This window comes from Dyadobacter diqingensis (assembly GCF_024220585.1).
Taxonomy (GTDB): Bacteria; Bacteroidota; Bacteroidia; order Cytophagales; family Spirosomataceae; genus Dyadobacter; species Dyadobacter diqingensis.
Window position 1 is genome coordinate 334,498 of record NZ_JAMXKF010000005.1, and the last position, 21,192, is coordinate 355,689.

Consider the following 21,192-nt stretch of genomic DNA (forward strand, 5'->3'; position numbering starts at 1 on the left):
CCTATTATGATAAGTAATTATTTTAAAATCGCCTGGCGTAATTTGTTGAAAAACAGGTTCTATTCATTGATAAACTGCACCGGGTTAACGGTGGGTTTGGGTGTTGGTATCCTGATTTTATTGTGGGTGCAGGATGAAATGGGCTATGACAAGTTTCACAGGCAGGCGGACAATATTTACAAACTTGAAAACCGGGTTGGTACTGGTTCGAGTCAGCAGATATGGGAATCGACGGTTGCGCCGATTGCTACTTTCGCGAAAAGAGAGCTGCCCGAAGTGCAAGAGACGGTCCGGTTGACCTATAACTCTGTCTACACTTTGTTTAAGTATAAAGACAAAATTTTTAATGAAGATAACACGGTGTTTACCGATCCTTCGTTGTTCTCGGTTTTTGACTTTAATCTGATTAAAGGGAATCCGTCAAAACCGTTTACCGATAACCATTCGATCATCGTGACGGAAACTACTGCTCAACGCTATTTTGGAGACGAAAATCCGATTGGGAAGATCATTACCACCAAGGACAACCATAGTTTTACAATAAGCGGCGTGATTGCCGACCTTCCGAAAAATTCAAGTTTCAAGGGCGACATGTTTTTGCCGATCTCCCTGTTTTTTCAAAACATTTATCAGGCAAATAAAGATGGGAAAAACATGGATAATGATTTCTCTCAGTTTGATTACACCACTTACCTGTTGCTTCGGCCAGCGGTGTCGGTTAGCAATCTGGCAGTGAAACTCCGGAATATCCATTTACGCAACAAACCCGACGATACGGATTTGACATACCTTTTGCAGGCGCTGCCTAAAACGCATCTTTACCACGCCGACGGAACCGACGGCGGGATCGAAAAGGTAAGAATGTTCATTGTCATTGCGCTTTTGATACTTGCGATTGCCTGCATTAATTATGTCAATCTTTCTACGGCGCGTTCCATGTTGCGTTCGAAGGAGATTAGTATGCGCAAGATTGTTGGTGCAGCCAAAACACAGCTTTTCGTTCAGTTTCTGGTTGAAACTGTGTTGCTATTTGTCATCGCGACAGGGTTTGCTATGATTTTGATGTATGGTCTGCTACCGGTTTATAACAAAATTTCAGGGAAAGAACTGGCCATAGATTTTGCAGATTATCACATCTGGCAGGTTATCGGTTTGACGATCCTCGGTACGCTGATCGCTTCCAGCATTTATCCGGCTTTGCTGTTATCATCTTTTGACCCGTTAAGGGCTTTGAAGGGGAAAGTTTCCGGAAAAATTAATGAGGCTTTATTCAGAAAAGTGCTGGTCGTGATTCAGTTCGCAGTCTCGGTTATTCTTGTTGCCGGTACGTTTATCATTAATAATCAGCTCAAATACATCCGTTCGAAAGAACTTGGTTATGATAAAACCCATGTCCTGTCATTTTATATGCGGGATATGAGCAAACATTATGAGGCAGTAAAAGGAGATCTGCTGAATGAAGTTGGCGTGGCCGGCGTGACCCGCGCGAGTAACAACATTGTAAGAATCGGAAGCCAGACCGGCGATAATTCATGGGATGGGAAAGAGAAGGGTGAAACGATGATGCTCCGGCCTATGAAGGTGGATAAAGACTTCATTCCTTTCTTCAAAATGCAGATTGTGCAAGGGGCGAACTTTACCGGTTCCGTATCTGATTCACTGCATTTTATATTAAACGAAACGGCGGTAAAAGCAGCACGTATTAAAGATCCGATTGGAAAGAAATTTAAACTTTGGAAGCATGAGGGAACCATAATTGGTGTCGTCAAGGATTTTCATTCAGCTTCCATGAAGCAAAAGATCGAGCCGGCTATCTTTTCCTATGATCCACAGGATATGTATCGGATTTATATCAAAACAAACGGCGAGAATGCTGCCGGGGTGATCAAAGCAGCCGAACGTTCGTGGAAACAGTACAATGCCGATGTCCCGTTCGAATATGCCTTTCTCGATGATACATTTAATGATCTGTACAAAGCAGAAGAACAAACCGGATTACTGTTTAACATTTTTGCTACCATAGCCATATTTATTTCCTGTTTGGGATTATTCGGACTGGCCACTTATACTGCGCAAATCCGAACACGGGAAATTGGTGTACGCAAAGTGCTGGGATCGAGTGTTGGAGGAATTATTCAGCTTCTGGCAAAAGACTTCATAAAACTCGTTTTGATCGGTATCGTCATCGCTGTCCCGATTGCCTGGTATACGATGGGCCTCTGGTTACAGGATTTTGCCTATAAAATAAACATCGAGTGGTGGGTATTCGCACTGTCCGGTTTGCTTGCCCTTGCCATAGCATTGCTGACGGTGTCATTCCAAAGTGTAAAAGCGGCGTTAATGGATCCTGTAAAAAGTTTGAAATCCGAGTAGGGGCGGGGCTAGTCCCTGCCCGCTTACCAACCCCAATCCCATGCTCCAGACCTACATAAAAATCGCGATCCGAAGCCTCGTCCATAACAAAGGATATTCGGCCATTACCATCTTCGGACTTTCCATAGGACTGGCGGTCAGCCTGCTCTGTTTTCTGTATGTCAAAGACGAACTGAGTTATGACACATTCCATGATAAATCGGAAAGAATATACAGGATAAACAGCGACATCACTTATTCCGGAAAAAGCATGCAGGGAGCTTCCGCCCCTACACCGATGGCCCAGACCTTGAAAAAAGACTTCCCCGAAGTTGAAGAATCAACCCGCCTGGGGAAATATGGCAGTCAGCTGGTGAAAAGCGATCGTGCCTTCGCCCGGGAGCAAAATATTATTTACGCAGATTCCACCATTTTTGGAGTTTTTACGCTGCCGTTTACAGCCGGAAATCCGAAAAAATCGTTGACCGAGCCCGGATCCGTAGTAATAACCAGGCAAATGGCTCTAAAATATTTTGGTACAACAGATGCCTTAAACCGGACCCTGGTTTTCGATCATGGCGAAACAAGAAGAGTAACCGGTGTTATGCAGGATATGCCGCGTCAGTCGCATTTCCGTGCGGATTTTCTCCTGCCGGTGTATGAAACCAAAGATGCAAAAGCGAATAAATGGGGCAATCATATTTTCAATACCTATGTGGTGCTAAAATCAGGAACCGATCCCAAATCGGTTGATGCCAAGTTTGAAAAAGTAATTCAGACATACATAGATCCGGCTTTGCGTCAGTATTTTCAGACTACACTTGCCGAGACGAGAAAAGCCGGCAATAATTTCAGTTACTCACTGATGTCATTGCGTGATATTCACCTGTATTCAAACCGGGAAGGCGAACTCTCGCCGAATGGCAGTATTCAGTACTTTTACATATTCCTGATCATAGGCTTCTTTATTCTCCTGATCGCCGTTTTCAATTTTGTCAATCTGACTACGGCGCGTTCTTCAAAACGGGCGCGCGAAGTCGGTGTGAGGAAAGTAATGGGTTCCAACCGCTCCGTCCTTGTTTTTCAGTTTTTGTCTGAATCCATGCTGACTACTTTTCTGGCTTTACTGACGGGAATTGTACTATTATACACTTTGTTGCCAGCCTTCAATTCATTGGCGGCCAGGGAGCTTTCCTTCTCAGACGCGATTAATCCGCAAACTATTCTCATTGTACTGGCAGGTACTGTGATTGTGGGCTTGCTGGCTGGTATTTATCCCGCGTTTTATCTTTCGTCATTTCAGCCCGCGAATGCGCTTAAAGGTAGTTTGAAAATATTCAACAACCGGCAAGGTTTGCGGAGTTATCTCGTTGTTTTTCAGTTCTCCATGTCGGTGCTGCTGATTATCGGGACTTTACTTATCAACCAGCAGCTTAGTTACATACGTACCAAAAAAGTTGGTTTTGACAAAGAGCAGGTGCTTGTTGTCAAAACGGGTCAATCTACTGCATCAGACCTGATGGTATTTAAAAACGAGGTCTTGCAGAATCCATCGGTTAAAGCGGGTACTGTCAGTGGTTTTCTTCCCGTGATTTCTCAACGCTGGAATGATATGTGGTTTCCAAAGGAACAAACCGATGGAAAGTTTGCGGTGAATATGCAGGAATGGATGGTTGACACAGATTACTTGAAAACGCTGAATCTTGAACTTTTAGAGGGAAGAAACTTTACGACCGGGAGCTCCGCGGATATGGATGGTGTAATCATCAACGAAAGTGCTGCTAAAAGATTTGGATATGAAAACCCGGTTGGAAAAACGATACATAAAACGGGTGATGAAAAAGCGACGATTATCGGGGTGATAAAAGATTTTCATTACGAGTCGCTGCGGACCAAAATTGAACCCCTGGGCTTATTTATCAGCAGTGCCGCGCTGGGTTCCAGTGTTGAAAAGGCAGCTCTGGAAGCGGTCTCTTTTAAGCTGGATACCAAAGACATTGCTGCTTCGCTTAGCTCCATTGGCAAGATCTGGAAGAAAACTGCTCCCGGAAAACCTTTCGAATATTCATTTTTAAGTGAAGATTTTGATGCCATGTATCGTGCTGAGCAACGTATAGAGAACTTGTTTTCAGCCTTTGCGTCCACAGCGATTCTGATCGCTTGTTTGGGATTGTTCGGTTTGAGTGCTTTTTCAGCGGAGCAACGTACCAAGGAAATTGGTGTACGGAAAGTACTCGGAGCATCAGTGGTCAGTATCACAACATTGTTATCCAAAGATTTTTTGAAACCCGTTCTTCTGGCTATTGCCATTGCTTCGCCCGTTGGCTGGTATGCGATGGATTTTTGGTTGAGGGATTTCGCCTATAAGGTTGATATTCAATGGTGGGTATTTGTTCTGGCGGGTTTCATCACCATCGTTATTGCATTACTGACTGTCAGTTTCCAAAGTGTGAAAGCCGCACTGATGAATCCGGTGGAAAGTCTGAAAACGGAATAAGACAATACATAAAAGTGCCAATACCTAAACACTGACAGCTAACCGCCCAGAAAATGATACGTAACTATTTCAAAATCGCGTTCCGGAATCTTGTTAATAACAAGGTTTATTCTGCTATTAACATTGGTGGACTGGCTGTGGGAATGGCCGTTGCTATACTGATCGGTCTCTGGGTTTACGATGAGCTGACTTACAACAAATACCACAAGCACTATGGCCGTATTGCTCAGGTCTGGCAGTTTGTGACGTTTGATGTTGAAAAATCTACTTACGGTGTGGTACCGATACCATTGGCAGAAGAGCTTAGGAGTAAATACGCGGATTTCGAAGCGGTTAGTTTATCGAAGGGACAAGGGCTGGTTTTGTCTTCGGGGGATAGGAAGTTTGCCAAGAACGGAAGTGCCGTAGAACCCGATTTCTTAAAAATGATGTCTGTTAAAGTACTGAACGGTACCTCTGACGGATTAAAAGAAATGAATTCTATCATGCTTGCGAAGTCGCTGGCGAGCTCTTTTTTTGGGAACAAAAATCCAATTAACAGTTTAGTAAGAGTTAACAATAAATACGATGTGCGGGTTACCGGGGTTTATGAAGATTTCCCTGTTAACAGTGCATTTGCTGATGTACAATTTTTGACACCGTGGAGCCTGCTGACCTCGAAAGATTCTTATGCGAAACGGGCTCAATACGAATGGGATGAAAACTCTTTTCAGATATACGCCCAACTCAAAGATGGTGCCGATTTTGATAAAGTTTCTGCAAAGATCAAGGATGCCCGTATAAAAAGAGACGACCCGCCCGGCTACAAACCGGAGTTTTTTCTGCATCCGATGAGCCGCTGGCACCTGTATTCAGATTTTAAAAACGGTGTGAATACGGGTGGACTTATTCAATTTGTCTGGCTTTTTGGTATCATCGGTATTTTTGTTCTCCTGCTTGCCTGCATCAATTTTATGAATTTGAGTACAGCGCGATCGGAGAAAAGGGCAAAAGAAGTAGGTATCCGCAAAGCCATAGGATCCCTGCGTTCTCAGTTGGTAGGGCAGTTTTTTAGTGAGTCGATGCTCGTTGTTGGATTTGCCTCCGTGCTTTCGCTTTTTCTCGCTCAATTATTCCTTCCGTATTTTAATCAGGTTGCCCAAAAAGATATCGAAATTTTATGGTTAAATCCATGGTTCTGGCTTGTAGGTGTCATTATCAGTATTTTTACAGGCCTTGTTGCCGGTAGTTATCCCGCGCTTTATCTCTCATCTTTTCAACCTTTGAAAGTGCTCAAAGGGACACTGAAAGTTGGCCGTTTTGCTTCACTTCCGCGTAAAATATTGGTGGTTGTGCAATTCACCGTTTCTGTTACACTGATTATTGGCACCGTTATCATTTTCAATCAGATCGAACATGCTAAAAACCGCTCCGCTGGATACAGTCGCAGTGGCCTTATTGAAATTAAAATGAATACTCCTGAGCTTTACGGGCATTATGACGCCTTGCGGAACGATCTGCTCAACACAGGCGCTGTGTATGAAATGTCTGAATCGTCGGGTGCGGTGACGGCTCAGGATGGAGGAACGACTAACGTTTTCTGGGAAGGTAAAAATCCTCAGTCGCAGCCCCTGTTGATGTCAAACGCGGTAACACATGAATATGGAAAGACGGTTGGCTGGAAAATCAAACAGGGACGTGATTTTTCGAGGGAATTTGCAACGGACTCATCCGCTATTATCCTAAATGAATCTGCGCTAAAACTGATGGCGCTCAAAAAGCCTTTGGAGTCTTTTGTGAAGCTGGGGGATAAGCAGTTCAAAGTCATCGGCATCATTTCCGATATGATCAAAGAAAATCCGTTCTCGCCTGTGAATCCTTCGTTTTTTGTAGTGAACCGCAGGAATGTCAATGTCATCAGCATAAAACTGGCAAATGCCGTGGCAATACCAGAGGCACTGGGTAAGGTCGAAAGTGTTTTTAAAAAATACAATCCGGCCAGCCCGTTTACATATCAGTTTGCCGATGAAGAATATGCCAAAAAATTCGGAGATGAAGAACGAATCGGTAAACTGGCGACCTTTTTTGCAGTATTGGCTATTTTTATTTCCTGTCTCGGACTATTCGGACTAGCCTCCTTTATTGCGGAACAACGGACAAAAGAAATCGGGATACGTAAAGTGCTGGGCGCGTCAGTAGGTAATTTATGGCAGATGCTTTCCAAAGACTTTGTCGTTCTGGTCATTATCTCGTGCCTCATTTCCAGCCCTATTGCTTTTCATTTTATGGATAAATGGCTCACGAATTACACATACCGCGTGGAGATTTCCTGGTTGGTTTTTGTCAGCACGGGTTTGGGGGCATTGGTCATTACACTGCTTACAGTAAGTTATCAGGCCATCAGAGCCGCGCTGATGAACCCGGTAAAAAGTTTGAAAACCGAGTAGGGGCGACGCTCGTCGTCGCCCGGCCTTCCTAAACAATTCATTGTTTAGGAAGGCCCCAAAAACCAAACCAAAAACTTCCCAAACCCGTGATCATCCCCCACTTAAAAATCGCCTGGCGAAATCTCGTGAAAGAGCGCCAGTTTACCCTGCTGAACCTGGCCGGTTTATCGACAGGCCTGGTATGCGCCCTGCTCATTTACTTATGGGTCAATGACGAACTGCATGTGGATAAGGTTAATGAAAAAGACAGCCAGCTATATCAGGTGATGGCCAATCACAGCAACGACGACGGTATTAAAACCATCGACAATACGCCTGGTGTTTTGGCTGAGGCGTTAGCCTCCGAAATGCCGGAAGTCGAACATGCGGTTTCAGTGGTTCCGGCGTCATGGTTTTCCAACAAGGGTGTCATTTCACACGGAGCTATTCACCTGAAAGCGGCAGGCCAGTTTGTAGGGGAAGATTATTTCGAAGTATTTACCTGTCCTATCATTCAGGGTGAGAAAAAGACCTTGTTTTCTGATAAACAAACAATCGGGATTTCAGAAGATCTGGCCGTAAAGTTATTTCATACAACCCATGACATTATTGGAAAAACAATAAAATGGGACGAGGGAGAGATGAGCGGTTCATATGCCATTGGTGCTGTCTTCCGGAGTAACCCTGTTAACGCCACCAACCAGTTTGACCTGATTTTTAGTTTTGAACAGTTTGTTGCAAAACGGCCAGGTATGAAAGTATGGGGGAACAGCGACCCGAGTACATTTCTCATTCTGAAAAAGGGAACCGAGATCGGTAAATTTAATAACAAGATCAGGAATTATCTGAAATCCAAAGATAAAACACTTACCGCCCAGCTATTTTCTGTTAAATATTCAGACAAGTATCTGCATGGGCAGTATGAAAATGGGGTTGAGGCCGGTGGAAGGATCACTTATGTCAGACTATTTTCTGCAATAGGGATTTTTATACTGATCATTGCCTGTATCAATTTTATGAATTTGTCAACGGCGAAAGCCTCCGGCAGAATCAAGGAAGTGGGCATTAAAAAAGTCGTTGGGGCGCTTCGCAGTTCGCTCGTTTTCCAGTATTTAGGAGAGTCCTTGCTAATGTCATTTCTATCATTGGGGATAGCGGTGTTACTTCTCTTCCTTTTACTGCCACAGTTCAATGTTATTACAGGAAAGCAAATTGTTCTTCATTTTGACGGGACACTAATCACTGTGATTCTGGGAATAACCATATTGGCCGGACTCGTCGCGGGCAGTTATCCGGCTTTATATCTTTCGGGTTTTACTCCGGCAACCGTTCTGAAAGGCAAACTCAAAACCTCGGCCGGGGAAGTTTGGGTGCGGCAGGGATTGGTTGTATTTCAATTTGCCGTGTCGGTGATTTTTATTGTTTCCGTTCTGGTCGTGTATAAGCAGATCGACTACATTCAAACCAAGAACCTTGGCTATAACCGGGATAATATCATTCATTTTGAAATTCCGCTGGAAATGGATTCTGTGAAGCTGAAAACCGCTGAGACATTCCTGAGTGAGGTCCGTGATATTCCCGGTGTTAAAAATGCGTCCAGTTACTATCATAACCTTACAGGTTCTCATGGCGCGATCTCGGATTTTGACTGGCCGGGGAAAGCAGCCGGTACCAATATTGAGTTTTCGAATCTTGAAGTTGGATACAATTTTATTGAAACGCTGGGCATGAAATTGAAAGAAGGACGGAGTTTTTCACAAAATCCGGCAGCTTACAAAGAAATTGTATTTAACGAAGCTGCTATTAAGAGCATGGGGCTCAAAGATCCGGTCGGGAAAACGGTTAAATTCTGGGGGCAGGAAAGGCAGATTGTTGGCGTAGTGGAAAATTTTAATTTTGAGTCTTTATACGAAACAGTGAAACCGTGTTTCTTCCAGGCTTATCCCATCATGCCGAACGTGATGATAAAAATAACTGCCGGCACTGAAAAACAGACCATTGCTCAGGTTCAAAAGATATTTCAACAATACAATCCGGGACTGGTATTCGATTATCAGTTTTTGGATGAAAACTATAAGGCGCTTTATGCTTCCGAGCTGAGAATCGGTATTTTGTCACATTATTTTGCAGGTCTAGCCATCCTGATTTCCTGTCTTGGATTGTTTGGACTTGCCGCTTTTACCGCGCAAAGAAGACAAAAAGAAATTGGAATCCGCAAGGTCGTAGGAGCCACCGTTGCGAACGTTACGATGATGTTATCGCTGGATTTTCTCAAACTGGTATTGATAGCCATGTTGATTGCATTCCCTTTCATTGGCTGGGCGATGAACCGATGGCTGCATGCGTTTGCTTACCGCGCAGATATCGGCATCGGCGTTTTTGTCGTCGCAACAATTTCTGTGGCTTTTCTCACATTACTGACAGTCGGTTATCAGGCTGTGAAAGCTGCGCTGATGGATCCGATAAAGAGTTTGAAGAGCGAATAAATCAGGGTAATCCGTTCCTTATTCGCGTATTCAAGATTGATTACCACCATTTCATTCTGATAAAAACCTTATCAGAATGAAATGGTGGTTTCTCGTTTTTAGAAATGGCTTAATTTGTAAACAGCTGATAATTAGTGCGTATTTTAAATGGCATGTTTGCGGGTATGTGTTTTGGATATCTGTTCAAAAAGATCACTAACATTTAAAACGATGATATCGCAGTACGAAGGCACGAAATTGATTGAATCCGAGTTTCCGCAATTGACTAATTTATATAAAAGAAGTTCTCTCTCCACCGACATCTACAAATCCGTTCAGCGGTTGCTGGATTTTTCCAAGGAAGCTGTTTTGGATTACAACCTGAACCTGTCCCGCAAATGTTTTTCGCTCGCTAAACGGTTGTACAGTCAGGGTGATTTGATTATTCGTAACGCCGTTGAAAAAAGCTTTATTTATTCATTTTCATCCTTTCTGCAAAAAGACGAAGTGGAGAAAAAAAGGCTTAAATTTTTCATTCCTGACGATTTCTATGCTATTTATCTGAAAGAATTGGAGCATGCCACGATCCTGCCGCAGACGGAAAATCTGATAGAATCTGATCATTTTCAAAATATTACGGTACGTATGGCTACTTGCGAAGACGCAATTTTTGCCAGACAAATTACAGACGAAATGGAAGCTTCGGCAATTGTACGCGGCTGTGGAATTTCCAAGCGCAAACCTGCTGCGATCATCAAAAAGATGAAAGAAGGTAAGGCGGTTATCGCGCTGACAGCCGAAAATGAGTGGGTGGGTTTTTCCTATATTGAAGTTTGGCAGAACCGGGAATTCGTTTCAAATTCCGGTCTTATCGTTTCTCCTGCCTATCGAAAGTGTGGTGTGGCCAAAGCGATTAAGGAAAAGATATTTCAGTTGTCGCGTCAAAGATTTCCGAAGGCAAAAATTTTCAGCATCACGACTGGTCTTGCGGTCATGAAAATGAATGCGAAGCTTGGTTTTGAAACTGTTACTTACAGCGAGATCACACAGGAGAAAAAGTTCTGGGAAGGGTGCAAAAGCTGCGTGAATTATCAGGCTTTGCAAAGCAAACAGTGCAAGAACTGTTTTTGTACTGCCATGTTATATACACCGGCGGAGAAAGATCCCTTTTTGACTAATTAATCAGGGGCTTCGCAATGCGGGATTCTTTGTTTTGTCCTTTTATCAAACTCATTTTTTTGCCGGTTTTTTGTGTGTCGTTCTGCGCTTCATTTTGAAAGAGCGGGCGATTTGCCATGCGTGAAAACTTTCCTGATACTCCTTTCTTTTATTATCTTCGTTCAATACCGGGACTATTGAGCCTTTTTTTGCTTAAAATAGTATTTTGACATAACATCTGTATAATATTTCCCTTTGGCCTGATTATTTATGCGACCAGACGAAACGATACACATGACCGGATTGTTATCTAAATTAAAATAGTTTTATAATGAAGGTAGTGATTATAGGAGGTGGATTTGCAGGAATTAATTTTGCACTTTCGCTTGCCAACAAAGATCAGTTTGAGGTCGTACTTGTCGATAAAAACAATTACAACTTTTTCCCGCCGCTGATATATCAGGTAGCCACCGCTTTTTTAGAGCCATCCAGTATCAGTTATCCTTTCCGGAAATTATTTTCGGGAAAAGAAAATCTTCATTTCCGTTTGGGTGAATTGCAAAGAGTGATTCCGGCAGAAAAGAAAATTATTCTTTCCAACGGTGAGCTGGATTATGATTATCTGGTATTTGCAACTGGTGCAGAGACGAATTATTTTGGGATGGAGAATGTGAAAGCAAATGCCATTCCTATGAAAACGCTGGACGATGCGATCGAAATGCGTAATAAATTATTGCAGCAAATGGAACAGGCGTCTATTTGTACAGATCCGGAACTGACAAAGAAATTGCTGACCATTGTAATTGCAGGCGGCGGCCCGACCGGCGTTGAGGTTTCGGGGATGTTTGCGGAGATGAGAAATGGTATATTAAGAAAGGAATATCCGGAACTGGCAGGAAAGGGGAGTGAAATTTATCTGGTGGATGGCGGACACGCTTTGCTTTCTCCGATGAGTGAAAAATCCCAGAAAAATACCCACGATGATTTGCGGAGACTGGGCGTGAAAATTATGCTGAACTGTCATGTGAAAGATTATATTGATGATCAGGTGATTTTTGATAATGGCGAGGTGATTGATACTAAAAACCTGATTTGGGCGGCTGGTGTTACTGCCAAAGTTTTTGAGGGAATTCCGACAGAAAGTTATGGCCGCGGACGAAGAATGATCGTTGACGAGCATAACAAAGTACAGGGTGTTGATCACATTTACGCGATTGGTGACACCTGTATCCAGCAAACTGACCCTAATTTTACAGGCGGGCATCCGCAGGTAGCGCAGGTTGCGATTCAGCAGGGGAAATTGCTGGCAAAAAATTTCGAGCGTATTGCCGCTGGCGAACCGCTGAAACCGTTCGGTTATTTTGATAAAGGGTCCATGGCAATTATCGGAAGAAATAAAGCTGTGGTAGATTTGCCGTCGCCAAAGCTGCATATGAATGGTTTCTTCGCCTGGCTGATCTGGTTATTCATTCACTTGCTTTCACTGATCACATACAGAAACAGAATCCGGACATTTTACAACTGGACCATTGCCTATTTTACCAAGGATCAATCCCTTCGTATGATTATTAAACCGTCCAGACAAAATAAAAGTGAGGCGGAAAAAGGAATTCAATAGCTTTGTTTATTGTTGAATAAGTCACAATGATCAGGGAATTATTATTTCCTGATCATTGGCTGTTTTAGGTTATTGTATTTCTTGTTATCGTTACATCCATAAGAAATGTTCAGGCAGCCGGGTATGACAGTTTTGTTTTGGTCTTTTACCAGAACAAATTATTCAAAAGAAATAGGGTAATTCCACTGAAATAATTTAAAGATGAAGGAGACCATTCTTGATATATCGCAACACGTTCTGCCGGGCATGGAGAATATTGATGTATCACTATCCTTTAGGAAATTTGTAGGCTACATTAAAGATAGGATTTCAAAGGAAACCACCGTCAAGAAAAAGTTTTTTGAATTTGTATTAGAAAGGTTTACAGCCGATCCGAGGTTTTTAGAGAATATCAGTTTAGAAGAAATTTCGGAGTTTCAGGAGCAGCTTAGCCTGGTTTACAACATGCTTGTGCCGGTGATTGCGGACGAAAACCAGACTTTCTGGGCACTGAGTGTCCCGCTTTCCCAAACTGTTTTTTATGAAACAAGCGCCTTTCACGAATTGCTGTCCGATAAAACGACGGGCGCTGTGAAATGTGATTTGTTAAGAGAAATCGATATCACCTTTGAAAAGAAGCAGAAAGCTCAGATGATTTATTCATTTTTGCTTGAAAAATTCTATAATATCTCCACCTTTCACAGTGATGCGCTTGTCATCTCGATCCGTGACGACAGTACCTGTCTTTCCAGATACTATCGGTTAAATATCGGCACGGAATATGTGGAAGTTACGCCCAAAGGACCACTTCCTGAAATCAATTTTGAAACGGTTAAAAAGAACACCAAGGAGGATTTCGACTGGACGATTTTGTTAAAACTGCTGCCGTTTTCAATGTTCAAATTTGAAGGCTTCACAGTGATTACCTTAACAGACGTTACGGCAGATCAGGCGGTTGAGAATATCAAAAATATTATACTCAATCCTGTGGTGGATAATGTGCAGGCTTATTACGACGAAATAATAGCCTCCCTAAACTTGCTTGTCGGTAGTCGGGATATCAAATTTGGCCTGTTACCCGAACTGCGGGTTAATGGAAAACTGGTATTTAATGACGAAATCTGCACGCACAGCGCATTGGTCCAGACTTCCGTTGATAAAGGCCTGGATCTCGATGAATTTATGTTGATTGCCGACGAATATTTTAAAAATCCGGAGGTTCTTTTTTATCGGAATACCGCTGACGGAGATAAACGTGATGGTTTTCTCTCCATTCTTGAAAGCAACGGTGTAGTCTCTTATGCGTTGGTGCCGGTTTATAACAATGGCCGGTTGGTAGGCGTTTTGGAAGTATATTCCAGAACAAAAGATCTGCTGGATGAGAAATTGCTTTCGAGGCTGGAACCGGCAGTACCTCTGATCGGGCAGCTTCTTCAGAACAATATCAACGAGTTTGAAGCGAAGATTGAAAACGTAATCAAGGAAAAATTTACGTCTCTTCAGCCTGCGGTTCAATGGAAATTTAAGGAAGTGGCCTGGCACTATATTCGCGACAATGCGATGCAGCTGCCTAAAATGCCTATTGAAAATATTCATTTCAAAGACGTGTACCCACTGTACGGAGCCATTGATATCCGTAATTCTACTGTGGAACGGAATGAGGCGTTGCATGCTGATCTGGAAGTGCAATTTGAAGCTTTGATCAAAGTTTTGACGCATATCAAGGAAGAGGTTGGCCTGGGACTGGCGGATGAAGTGATCTTCAAATGCAAAAAGTGGATGGCTGAAATCTCCGACCAATCGACGGACAATGATGAGTTGAAAGTGATGGATTTTCTGGAATATGAGGTGTATCCATTCCTGCATCATTTCAAAGAGGGTAAGGGCAAGCTGGGAGAGAGTATCAGTGCTTATTACGAGCTGGTGGACAAGGAAAGCGGAATTGCTTTTTCTAACCGGAATTCGCTGGAAAGCTCCATGCAGAAAATCAACTCTGCCGTTAACCTTTATCTTGAACTTTTCAAGACAGAAATCCAGCAGACCTATCCGTGTTATTTTGAAAAATTCAGGACGGACGGTGTTGAATACGATATTTATATTGGTCAGGCGATTGCTCCTGAGAAAACATTTAACCTGTTATACCTTAATAATATACGGTTGTGGCAGCTCACGTCAATGGCCGCGATTGCCAGAATTACCCATGAGCTGATTCCGCAGATGGAAAAACCTTTGCAGACGACCCAGCTTATTTTTATCAATTCAGGCAGCATCGATATCAGTTTCCGTGATGATGAAAGGCGTTTCGATGTGGAAGGTTCTTACAACATCCGTTATCATGTGATCAAAAAACGGATCGATAAGGTACATGTGAAAGAAACCGGAGAGCGCCTGACGCAGCCTGGGAAAATTGCGCTGGTATACTTTAATTCAAAGTCGGCTGAGGAATATGTTAATTATATCAAGTACCTTCAGGAAAAAAATACTCTGAAAAATGACCTGGAATTCCTGGAACTCGAAGAGTTGCAGGGGGTTGCCGGTTTGAAAGCCCTGCGAATAGGCGTGAATCTGGAAGGAGAGTGGAAGTAGGGAAACAGCTTTATTGTCTCTGTTAAGTCATAATTAAAGGATCGTATGAATTATACCAAGCTCCTGGAACATGTGAAACATCATGTCCTTCATTTTTTTAAAACACAGCAGGGAGAGGCGTTAATTTATCATAATGTTACACACACGGAAGAGGTTGCGGGTCACGCGGCCAAAATTGCGGAGCATTATCAGCTGCATGAAAAGGATACGTTTATTGTCGTAACGGCCGCCTGGTTTCATGACATAGGTTACTGGACGGGTGAAAGTGTTGGCCATGAGCAGCGCGGGGCCGAGATGGTGAAAGCGTATCTGATGGAACAAGAAGTTAAGGAAGAAGTGATCAGTGCGGTACAGGGCTGTATTCTGGCTACGGTTATTCCGCAAAAGCCGGTGAATTTCCTGGAACAGATTGTTTGCGATGCCGATCTGTATCACTTTGGAACGGAGCTCTTTGCTGAACGAAACAAGCTCATGCGGAAAGAGGTAGAGAAGCGGCAGGGTGTTAAAATTGATAAAGGTGAATGGCGGAAAAGTACCATTAAGTTACTCGAAGAACATACCTATCAAACAGACTATTGTCAGAATTTACTCAACGAAAAAAAGAGTAAAAATCTGCAAAAGCTGAAAGGAAAAGATATCGAAAGTGTGAAGGTCAAAGAGGAAGAACCTCCGATAAACCTGCTTAAATACGTTGATACGAAAAAAATGGCAGTGGAACCCGAGATACAGGATATAAAAAAGCCAAAGACAGACCGGCCGGATAAAGGGATTGAAACGATGTTCCGGATCAGCTCGAACAACCACCAACGGCTAAGTGATATGGCTGATAATAAGGCACATATCATGATAACGACGACGTCGATTATCATTTCGGTTTTGCTGAGTATCCTGCTCAGGAAACTGGAAGACAATGCTTATCTGATTTTCCCGACGATTTTGCTGCTGACCATTTGTGTGATCACAATGGTGTTTTCGATTTTGGCTACGCGTCCGACAATCCCTCACGGAACTTTCAGCGAACAGGATATCACGGATAAAAAAGTGAATCTCTTGTTCTTCGGAAATTTTTACCGGATGAATTACGAAGAATACGCTTCGGGCATGCAGGCGATGATGAACGATCGTGACTTTTTATATGGAAGTCTTACCAAGGACGTATATTCACAAGGTGTGGTTTTGGGAAGGAAATACCGCTTATTACGAGTGGGTTACAATGTTTTCATGTTTGGAATCGTGGCGTCAGTGGTGTCGTTTGTGATCGCGTCGATGTTTTTCGGAAAGTAATCTTAACATAGAAAGACATAGAAGATTTTTACAGTAAAGTACAAAATAACAGAAACTGAATTCACATGAATTATCCTGTTAATAAGTTATTTGGGGCATTTTTGGCGTTAGCTGCCATGGGCTCCGGTTGCACCAATTCGCACGAAAACGAGCAAACGCTCAAAGATTATAATCTTGAAGCTCCTGAAAAGTTTTTTATGCCTGAAAGTCTTTTTGAGATTTCGGGCATTACTTTTAACAAAGGGAAAAGTGATACGGCTTATGCTATTCAGGATGAGGAAGGGAGATTATTTCGCGTGGGATGGGGTGTTAAGAAGCAGCTCAACAGTAAATTTGGAAAGAAGGGAGATTACGAAGACCTGACGATTGCCAATGATCGCGTTGTCATTCTGAAGAGCAATGGTACTATGTATTCTTTTCCAATGAGCGAGGCCGTTTTTCCCGAAGCGGATAGTGTGTTGGAGTGGAAAAAAATCCTTCCGAAAGGCGAGTATGAAAGTATTTACGCCAACGAACAGACGGATGAAATTTATGTTCTTTGCAAGAACTGTCCGGAGGATGATTCTAAAAAAAGCGTAACCGGTTATGAGTTTCACCTGGGAGACAGCTCGCAGGTACACAAGACTTTTCAGATTAGTGTAAAAGAGATCAAGGCGTTTACGGGAAAGGTGGAACGTGGTTTTCGTCCTTCCGGCCTGGCGCAGAATCCGATCACCAAAGACTGGTACATTATCTCGGCTGTAAACAAATTGCTGGTTGTCACAGACAGTAACTGGAAGGTGCAGCAGGCCGTTCCCCTTAATGGAAATACATTTGTTCAGCCCGAGGGCATCGCTTTTGACAGTTCGGGGAATTTGTATATTTCCAATGAAGGCGATGATTTCGCTGAGGGGAATATTTTGAAATTCGTGAAGCTGAGTAAATAAAAAATAGAAACACACTCCTGAGCTTTTGGTATGAAAATAAATATTTACTCGCTAGCGGTGGTAGTAGCGATGGTCATTGCTTCCTCCTGTTCGAGTTATAAAAAATTGCAGTATTCGAAGCAAGGGAAAGGATGGGAGCAAAATGCGCCCGTTCCCGGACTTGTGCTTAAACACACGATGTACCTGATTGGTGATGCCGGCAACGATTCTCCCGAACATAAGGCACCGGTACTTCTCTATCTGAAAGACAAACTTACCAAAGAGTCGAAAAACAGTTCGGCGATATTTCTGGGGGATAATATTTATGAGTATGGCATGCCGCCATCGGAAGACTCAGCCAACAGAAAAGTGGCGGAGTATCGCATTACCTCACAATTGGAAACGCTTAACGACTTTAAAGGAAGACCGTTTTTTATTCCGGGAAACCATGATTGGAGAGGCTGGGGTCGAAAAGGTGTAAAGAGGCAGGAGAATTTCATCCAGTCTTATTTGAATAACCGGAGAGGCAAGCCGGACAAGGAGGAATGGGAGAACTATTTTCTTCCACAGGACGGATGCTCTGGTCCGGAAGTTATCGAGCTGAACGATAATGTGGTGGTGATCGCCGTTGATTCGCAATGGTGGCTGACCGACTGGGATAAGGACAGCAAGATTAACGACGGGTGCGAGATCAGAAATCGCGCTACGTTTAATTTTGTTTTTGAAAATATTATCAGAAAATACCGGAACAAGAATGTGGTCATCGCCATGCACCATCCGCCATATACTTATGGCCCCCACGGAGGGAAATTTACAATCAAGCAGCATATTTTCCCACTGACGGAAATGAATCCGAACCTGTACATTCCGCTGCCGGGTATAGGAAGTTTGAGTGCTATTTTCAGGGGGACAGTAGGTTCTCGTCAGGATACGCATAACAAACTTTATAAGGATATGCGCGACGGAATACTGGCTGCGGCACGGAAAAACGGCAATTTTATTTTTGCCAGTGGTCACGAACATGCCTTGCAGTTTATCGAGAACGATGGGCAGAGTTTTGTGGTAAGCGGAAGCGGTTCCAAGAACAGTCCTATTGGTATGGGAAAAGGTTCTGAATTTGCTTCCACGGCTCTGGGTTATAGTACTTTGTCTTTTTACGAGGGCGGGGAAACCTGGGTGCAATACTGGGAGGTGGACGAACACGGCAGTTCTGCCAAGATGGTTTATCAGAAAAAGATTAAGGATAAATTGCCGACACCCGCCGAAGAGCCAACTGTTGCCTATAAAGAATACGAACAACATGCCGACAGTTCGAAACAGTTTGTTTTAAGGAATGAGATCAAACCCGTTAACGGTTTTCATAATTTCTTGTTCGGTGCGCACCACCGTGATCTTTATATGGAAAAATATCCTTTTCCGGTACTTGATCTGGCTACTTTCAAAGGGGGCGTTGTTCCGGTTAAACAGGGAGGTGGAAATCAGACCAACTCGCTGCGTGTTCGGGGTGAAGACGGAAAAGAATATGTATTTCGGGATATGACAAAGGATGTCAGCCGCTTTTTGCCTTATCCGTTCAACAAGATGATGGCGGCTCAGTTTTTGGCACAGGAAAATTTTCTTTCCACCCATCCGTTTGCTCCGCTGGCCCTTCCGAAGCTGGCCGAATCGATTCAGGTTTATCATACCAACCCTAAAATTTACTACGTTCCGGCTCAGCCAGGCCTTGGTGCCTTCAATCAGATTTTCGGTGGGAGCCTGAGTTTGGTAGAAGAAAGGCCTGACGGGAAGAAATGGAAAGAAGCTTCTTACTTTGGCAATGCGGATAAAATTATCAGCACGCCCGATCTTTTGGAGAATCTTTTAGAAAGCAATAAATATAAGGTGGACGAAAAATGGGCCTTAAAAACCCGCTTTCTGGACCTGATCACGGGCGACTGGGACCGGCATGATGATCAGTGGACATGGGCGTCGATCAAACAGCCTGACGGATCAAATCTTTATCGCCCCATACCGCGTGACCGTGACCAGGCCTTCTCAAAATATGACGGTTTGGTGACAAATGTAGCCAGACTGACGATGCCGTTTCTGCGTCAGTTGCAGGTTTATGGCCCGGAGGTTCCCGATATGAAATGGACTACATGGAGTGCGCGCTTATTTGACCGTACTTTCCTGAACGAGCTCGATTGGAAGCAATGGGAGGAACAAGTCCGGTTTGTACAGAGCAATCTGACGGATCAGGTTATCGAAAATGCTTTTTCGGATTGGCCTGTTAAGGCGCAGGAAATGTCTGCTGCGTATATGATTAAAAGTATCAAAAACAGACGTGATAACCTGCTTGAACTGGCCAGAAAACATTACGAGTTCGTAAGTCGTTCTGTGAATGTGATCGGAACCGAAGAGGAAGAACGGTTTGAAATCGAGCGTATGGACGAGCAGCATACACGTGTGACCGTTTCGGAATTGGGTAAGAAGGGAAAGGTCAAAAAGCAGAATTATCAGCGGGTTTTTGACCATGCCGTTACAAGCGTTATCAATGTTTATGGTAACGGAAATGAGGATGAATTTATCGTGCGGGGCGATGTGAAAAAAGGCATCAAAGTACGATTGATCGGAGGCACAGGAAAAGATGTATTTACCGACAGCTCGGTTGTACATAATGGCGGGCGCAAGACCATTGTTTATGATGATTTTGGCAAAAATACGATCAATGCCGGTCCTGAAACAAAAGACAAGCGCACCAGCCTTTACCGATATAATATCTACGATCGCCGCAGTGCAGAAAGTGATTATGACATAACCATTCCTCTGCCTATTCTTGGTTTTAACCCGGACGATGGTCTTTTGATTGGTGCCAATTTCAACATGATCAGGTATGGTTTTAAGAAGGAGCCTTATGCGTCCTCGCAGCGTTTTGGCGGTAGTTATTCCTTTGCAACCAAAGCTGTAAAACTGAATTATACCGGAGATTTTCTGAATGCGTTTAAGAGTCTGGATTTTTACCTGGATACCTATTATCACGGTCCGGCATACGCGTTTAACTACGCCGGACTTGGCAATACATCGGAGCGGCCTGTTGATAATCCGAATTTTTATCGGGTGCGCCAGAGTTCTTTCCATGTTTATCCGGCTATCAAAAAACATTTTGCAGGCAATAGCGGCTTTGTAACCCTGGGTCCTTTGTTCGAAATTTCGGATGTGGCGTCAACACCTGGACGGTTTATTACAGGCGATAACAATCAGTTGCCAAATGATATTTTTAAAACTAAATATTACAGCGGAGGGCAGATGTTATTTAATTTCAGTAGCGTGGATAATATTTTTGCACCGCATTCCGGCATCCGTTTTAACTCGGGACTCAATTTTACGAAGAATCTGAAAGAAGATAAGAGTTTTACAGGTCTGAAAGCCCAGCTGGCGTTTTTCTTCAGTCTCGATCGGAAAGAGAATCTGATCCTGGCTTCACAGATCGGAACCGGGCTGAATTTTGGCAAAGGATATGAGTTTTTCCAGATGCCGACAATCGGAGGCAATCAGGGCTTGCGTGGGTACCGGACTCAGCGGTTTTATGGAAAAAGCAGTTTATGGCATTCTACGGATCTTCGCGCACGTTTGGGAAGTTCGGTGAACCCAACACTTCCGTTGACTTATGGTCTTTTCGGAAGTTTCGATTACGGACGGGTATGGGAGGAAAATGATGCTTCCAAAAACTGGCATTACAGCTATGGTGGCGGAATCTGGATCGCCCCGGTTGACATCCTGACCTTGTCGGTCGGTGCATTTATTCCAAAAGAAAAGAAAGAAGAAAAACCAAGGATTGCGTTTCAGGTTGGGTTTTGGTTTTAATTTAGGAAGATCGTGAGTATTGCTGCCAACGGGTATTTGTACCCTAGCAGTAAACTCACGATCTTTTTTGGTAGCAGTAATTATTGAAGTTTTCCAAAAA

10 protein-coding genes are annotated in these 21,192 nt (G+C 43.4%); all 10 read left to right on the plus strand.

What is annotated here, in order from left to right; translation table 11 throughout:
* Positions 1-6 precede the first annotated feature (6 nt).
* The 10 genes from M1L62_RS16680 to M1L62_RS16725 all read left to right on the plus strand — a co-directional run bounded on the left by M1L62_RS16680 (position 7) and on the right by M1L62_RS16725 (position 21,092).
* Complete coding sequence (locus tag M1L62_RS16680; protein WP_254560744.1) at positions 7-2,373, plus strand: ABC transporter permease; 2,367 nt, start codon at positions 7-9, stop codon at positions 2,371-2,373.
* Between the two features lie 40 nt (positions 2,374-2,413).
* Positions 2,414-4,849, plus strand: a complete 2,436-nt coding sequence (locus tag M1L62_RS16685; protein ID WP_254560745.1) for an ABC transporter permease — start codon at positions 2,414-2,416, stop codon at positions 4,847-4,849.
* 53 nt (positions 4,850-4,902) lie between these two features.
* Entirely contained in the window at positions 4,903-7,275 is a 2,373-nt protein-coding gene (locus M1L62_RS16690; RefSeq protein ID WP_254560746.1) for an ABC transporter permease, read from the plus strand.
* An 86-nt stretch (positions 7,276-7,361) separates the two neighbouring features.
* Positions 7,362-9,740: an ABC transporter permease gene (locus tag M1L62_RS16695; protein WP_254560747.1), complete on the plus strand. Its 2,379-nt coding sequence runs from the start codon at positions 7,362-7,364 to the stop codon at positions 9,738-9,740.
* A gap of 210 nt (positions 9,741-9,950) precedes the next feature.
* Complete coding sequence (locus M1L62_RS16700; RefSeq protein WP_254560748.1) at positions 9,951-10,901, plus strand: DUF7674 family protein; 951 nt, start codon at positions 9,951-9,953, stop codon at positions 10,899-10,901.
* A gap of 307 nt (positions 10,902-11,208) precedes the next feature.
* On the plus strand, positions 11,209-12,495 hold the full coding sequence (locus tag M1L62_RS16705) for an NAD(P)/FAD-dependent oxidoreductase (protein WP_254560749.1): 1,287 nt from the start codon (positions 11,209-11,211) through the stop codon (positions 12,493-12,495).
* A gap of 201 nt (positions 12,496-12,696) precedes the next feature.
* Entirely contained in the window at positions 12,697-15,060 is a 2,364-nt protein-coding gene (locus M1L62_RS16710) for a GAF domain-containing protein (protein ID WP_254560750.1), read from the plus strand.
* Positions 15,061-15,105: 45 nt separating this feature from the next.
* A complete protein-coding gene (locus M1L62_RS16715) occupies positions 15,106-16,344 on the plus strand; it encodes a Pycsar system effector family protein (protein ID WP_254560751.1) in 1,239 nt (412 codons plus the stop codon).
* A 65-nt stretch (positions 16,345-16,409) separates the two neighbouring features.
* On the plus strand, positions 16,410-17,270 hold the full coding sequence (locus M1L62_RS16720; protein ID WP_254560752.1) for an SdiA-regulated domain-containing protein: 861 nt from the start codon (positions 16,410-16,412) through the stop codon (positions 17,268-17,270).
* 30 nt (positions 17,271-17,300) lie between these two features.
* On the plus strand, positions 17,301-21,092 hold the full coding sequence (locus M1L62_RS16725) for a metallophosphoesterase (protein WP_254560753.1): 3,792 nt from the start codon (positions 17,301-17,303) through the stop codon (positions 21,090-21,092).
* The last annotated feature ends 100 nt before the right edge of the window (positions 21,093-21,192 follow it).

Coding starts and splice junctions, on each gene's coding strand:
- M1L62_RS16680 (WP_254560744.1), top strand. CDS start 7: ATGATAAGTAATTATTTTAAAATCGCCTGGCGTAATTTGTTGAAAAAC.
- M1L62_RS16685 (WP_254560745.1), top strand. CDS start 2,414: ATGCTCCAGACCTACATAAAAATCGCGATCCGAAGCCTCGTCCATAAC.
- M1L62_RS16690 (WP_254560746.1), top strand. CDS start 4,903: ATGATACGTAACTATTTCAAAATCGCGTTCCGGAATCTTGTTAATAAC.
- M1L62_RS16700 (WP_254560748.1), top strand. CDS start 9,951: ATGATATCGCAGTACGAAGGCACGAAATTGATTGAATCCGAGTTTCCG.
- M1L62_RS16705 (WP_254560749.1), top strand. CDS start 11,209: ATGAAGGTAGTGATTATAGGAGGTGGATTTGCAGGAATTAATTTTGCA.
- M1L62_RS16710 (WP_254560750.1), top strand. CDS start 12,697: ATGAAGGAGACCATTCTTGATATATCGCAACACGTTCTGCCGGGCATG.
- M1L62_RS16715 (WP_254560751.1), top strand. CDS start 15,106: ATGAATTATACCAAGCTCCTGGAACATGTGAAACATCATGTCCTTCAT.
- M1L62_RS16720 (WP_254560752.1), top strand. CDS start 16,410: ATGAATTATCCTGTTAATAAGTTATTTGGGGCATTTTTGGCGTTAGCT.
- M1L62_RS16725 (WP_254560753.1), top strand. CDS start 17,301: ATGAAAATAAATATTTACTCGCTAGCGGTGGTAGTAGCGATGGTCATT.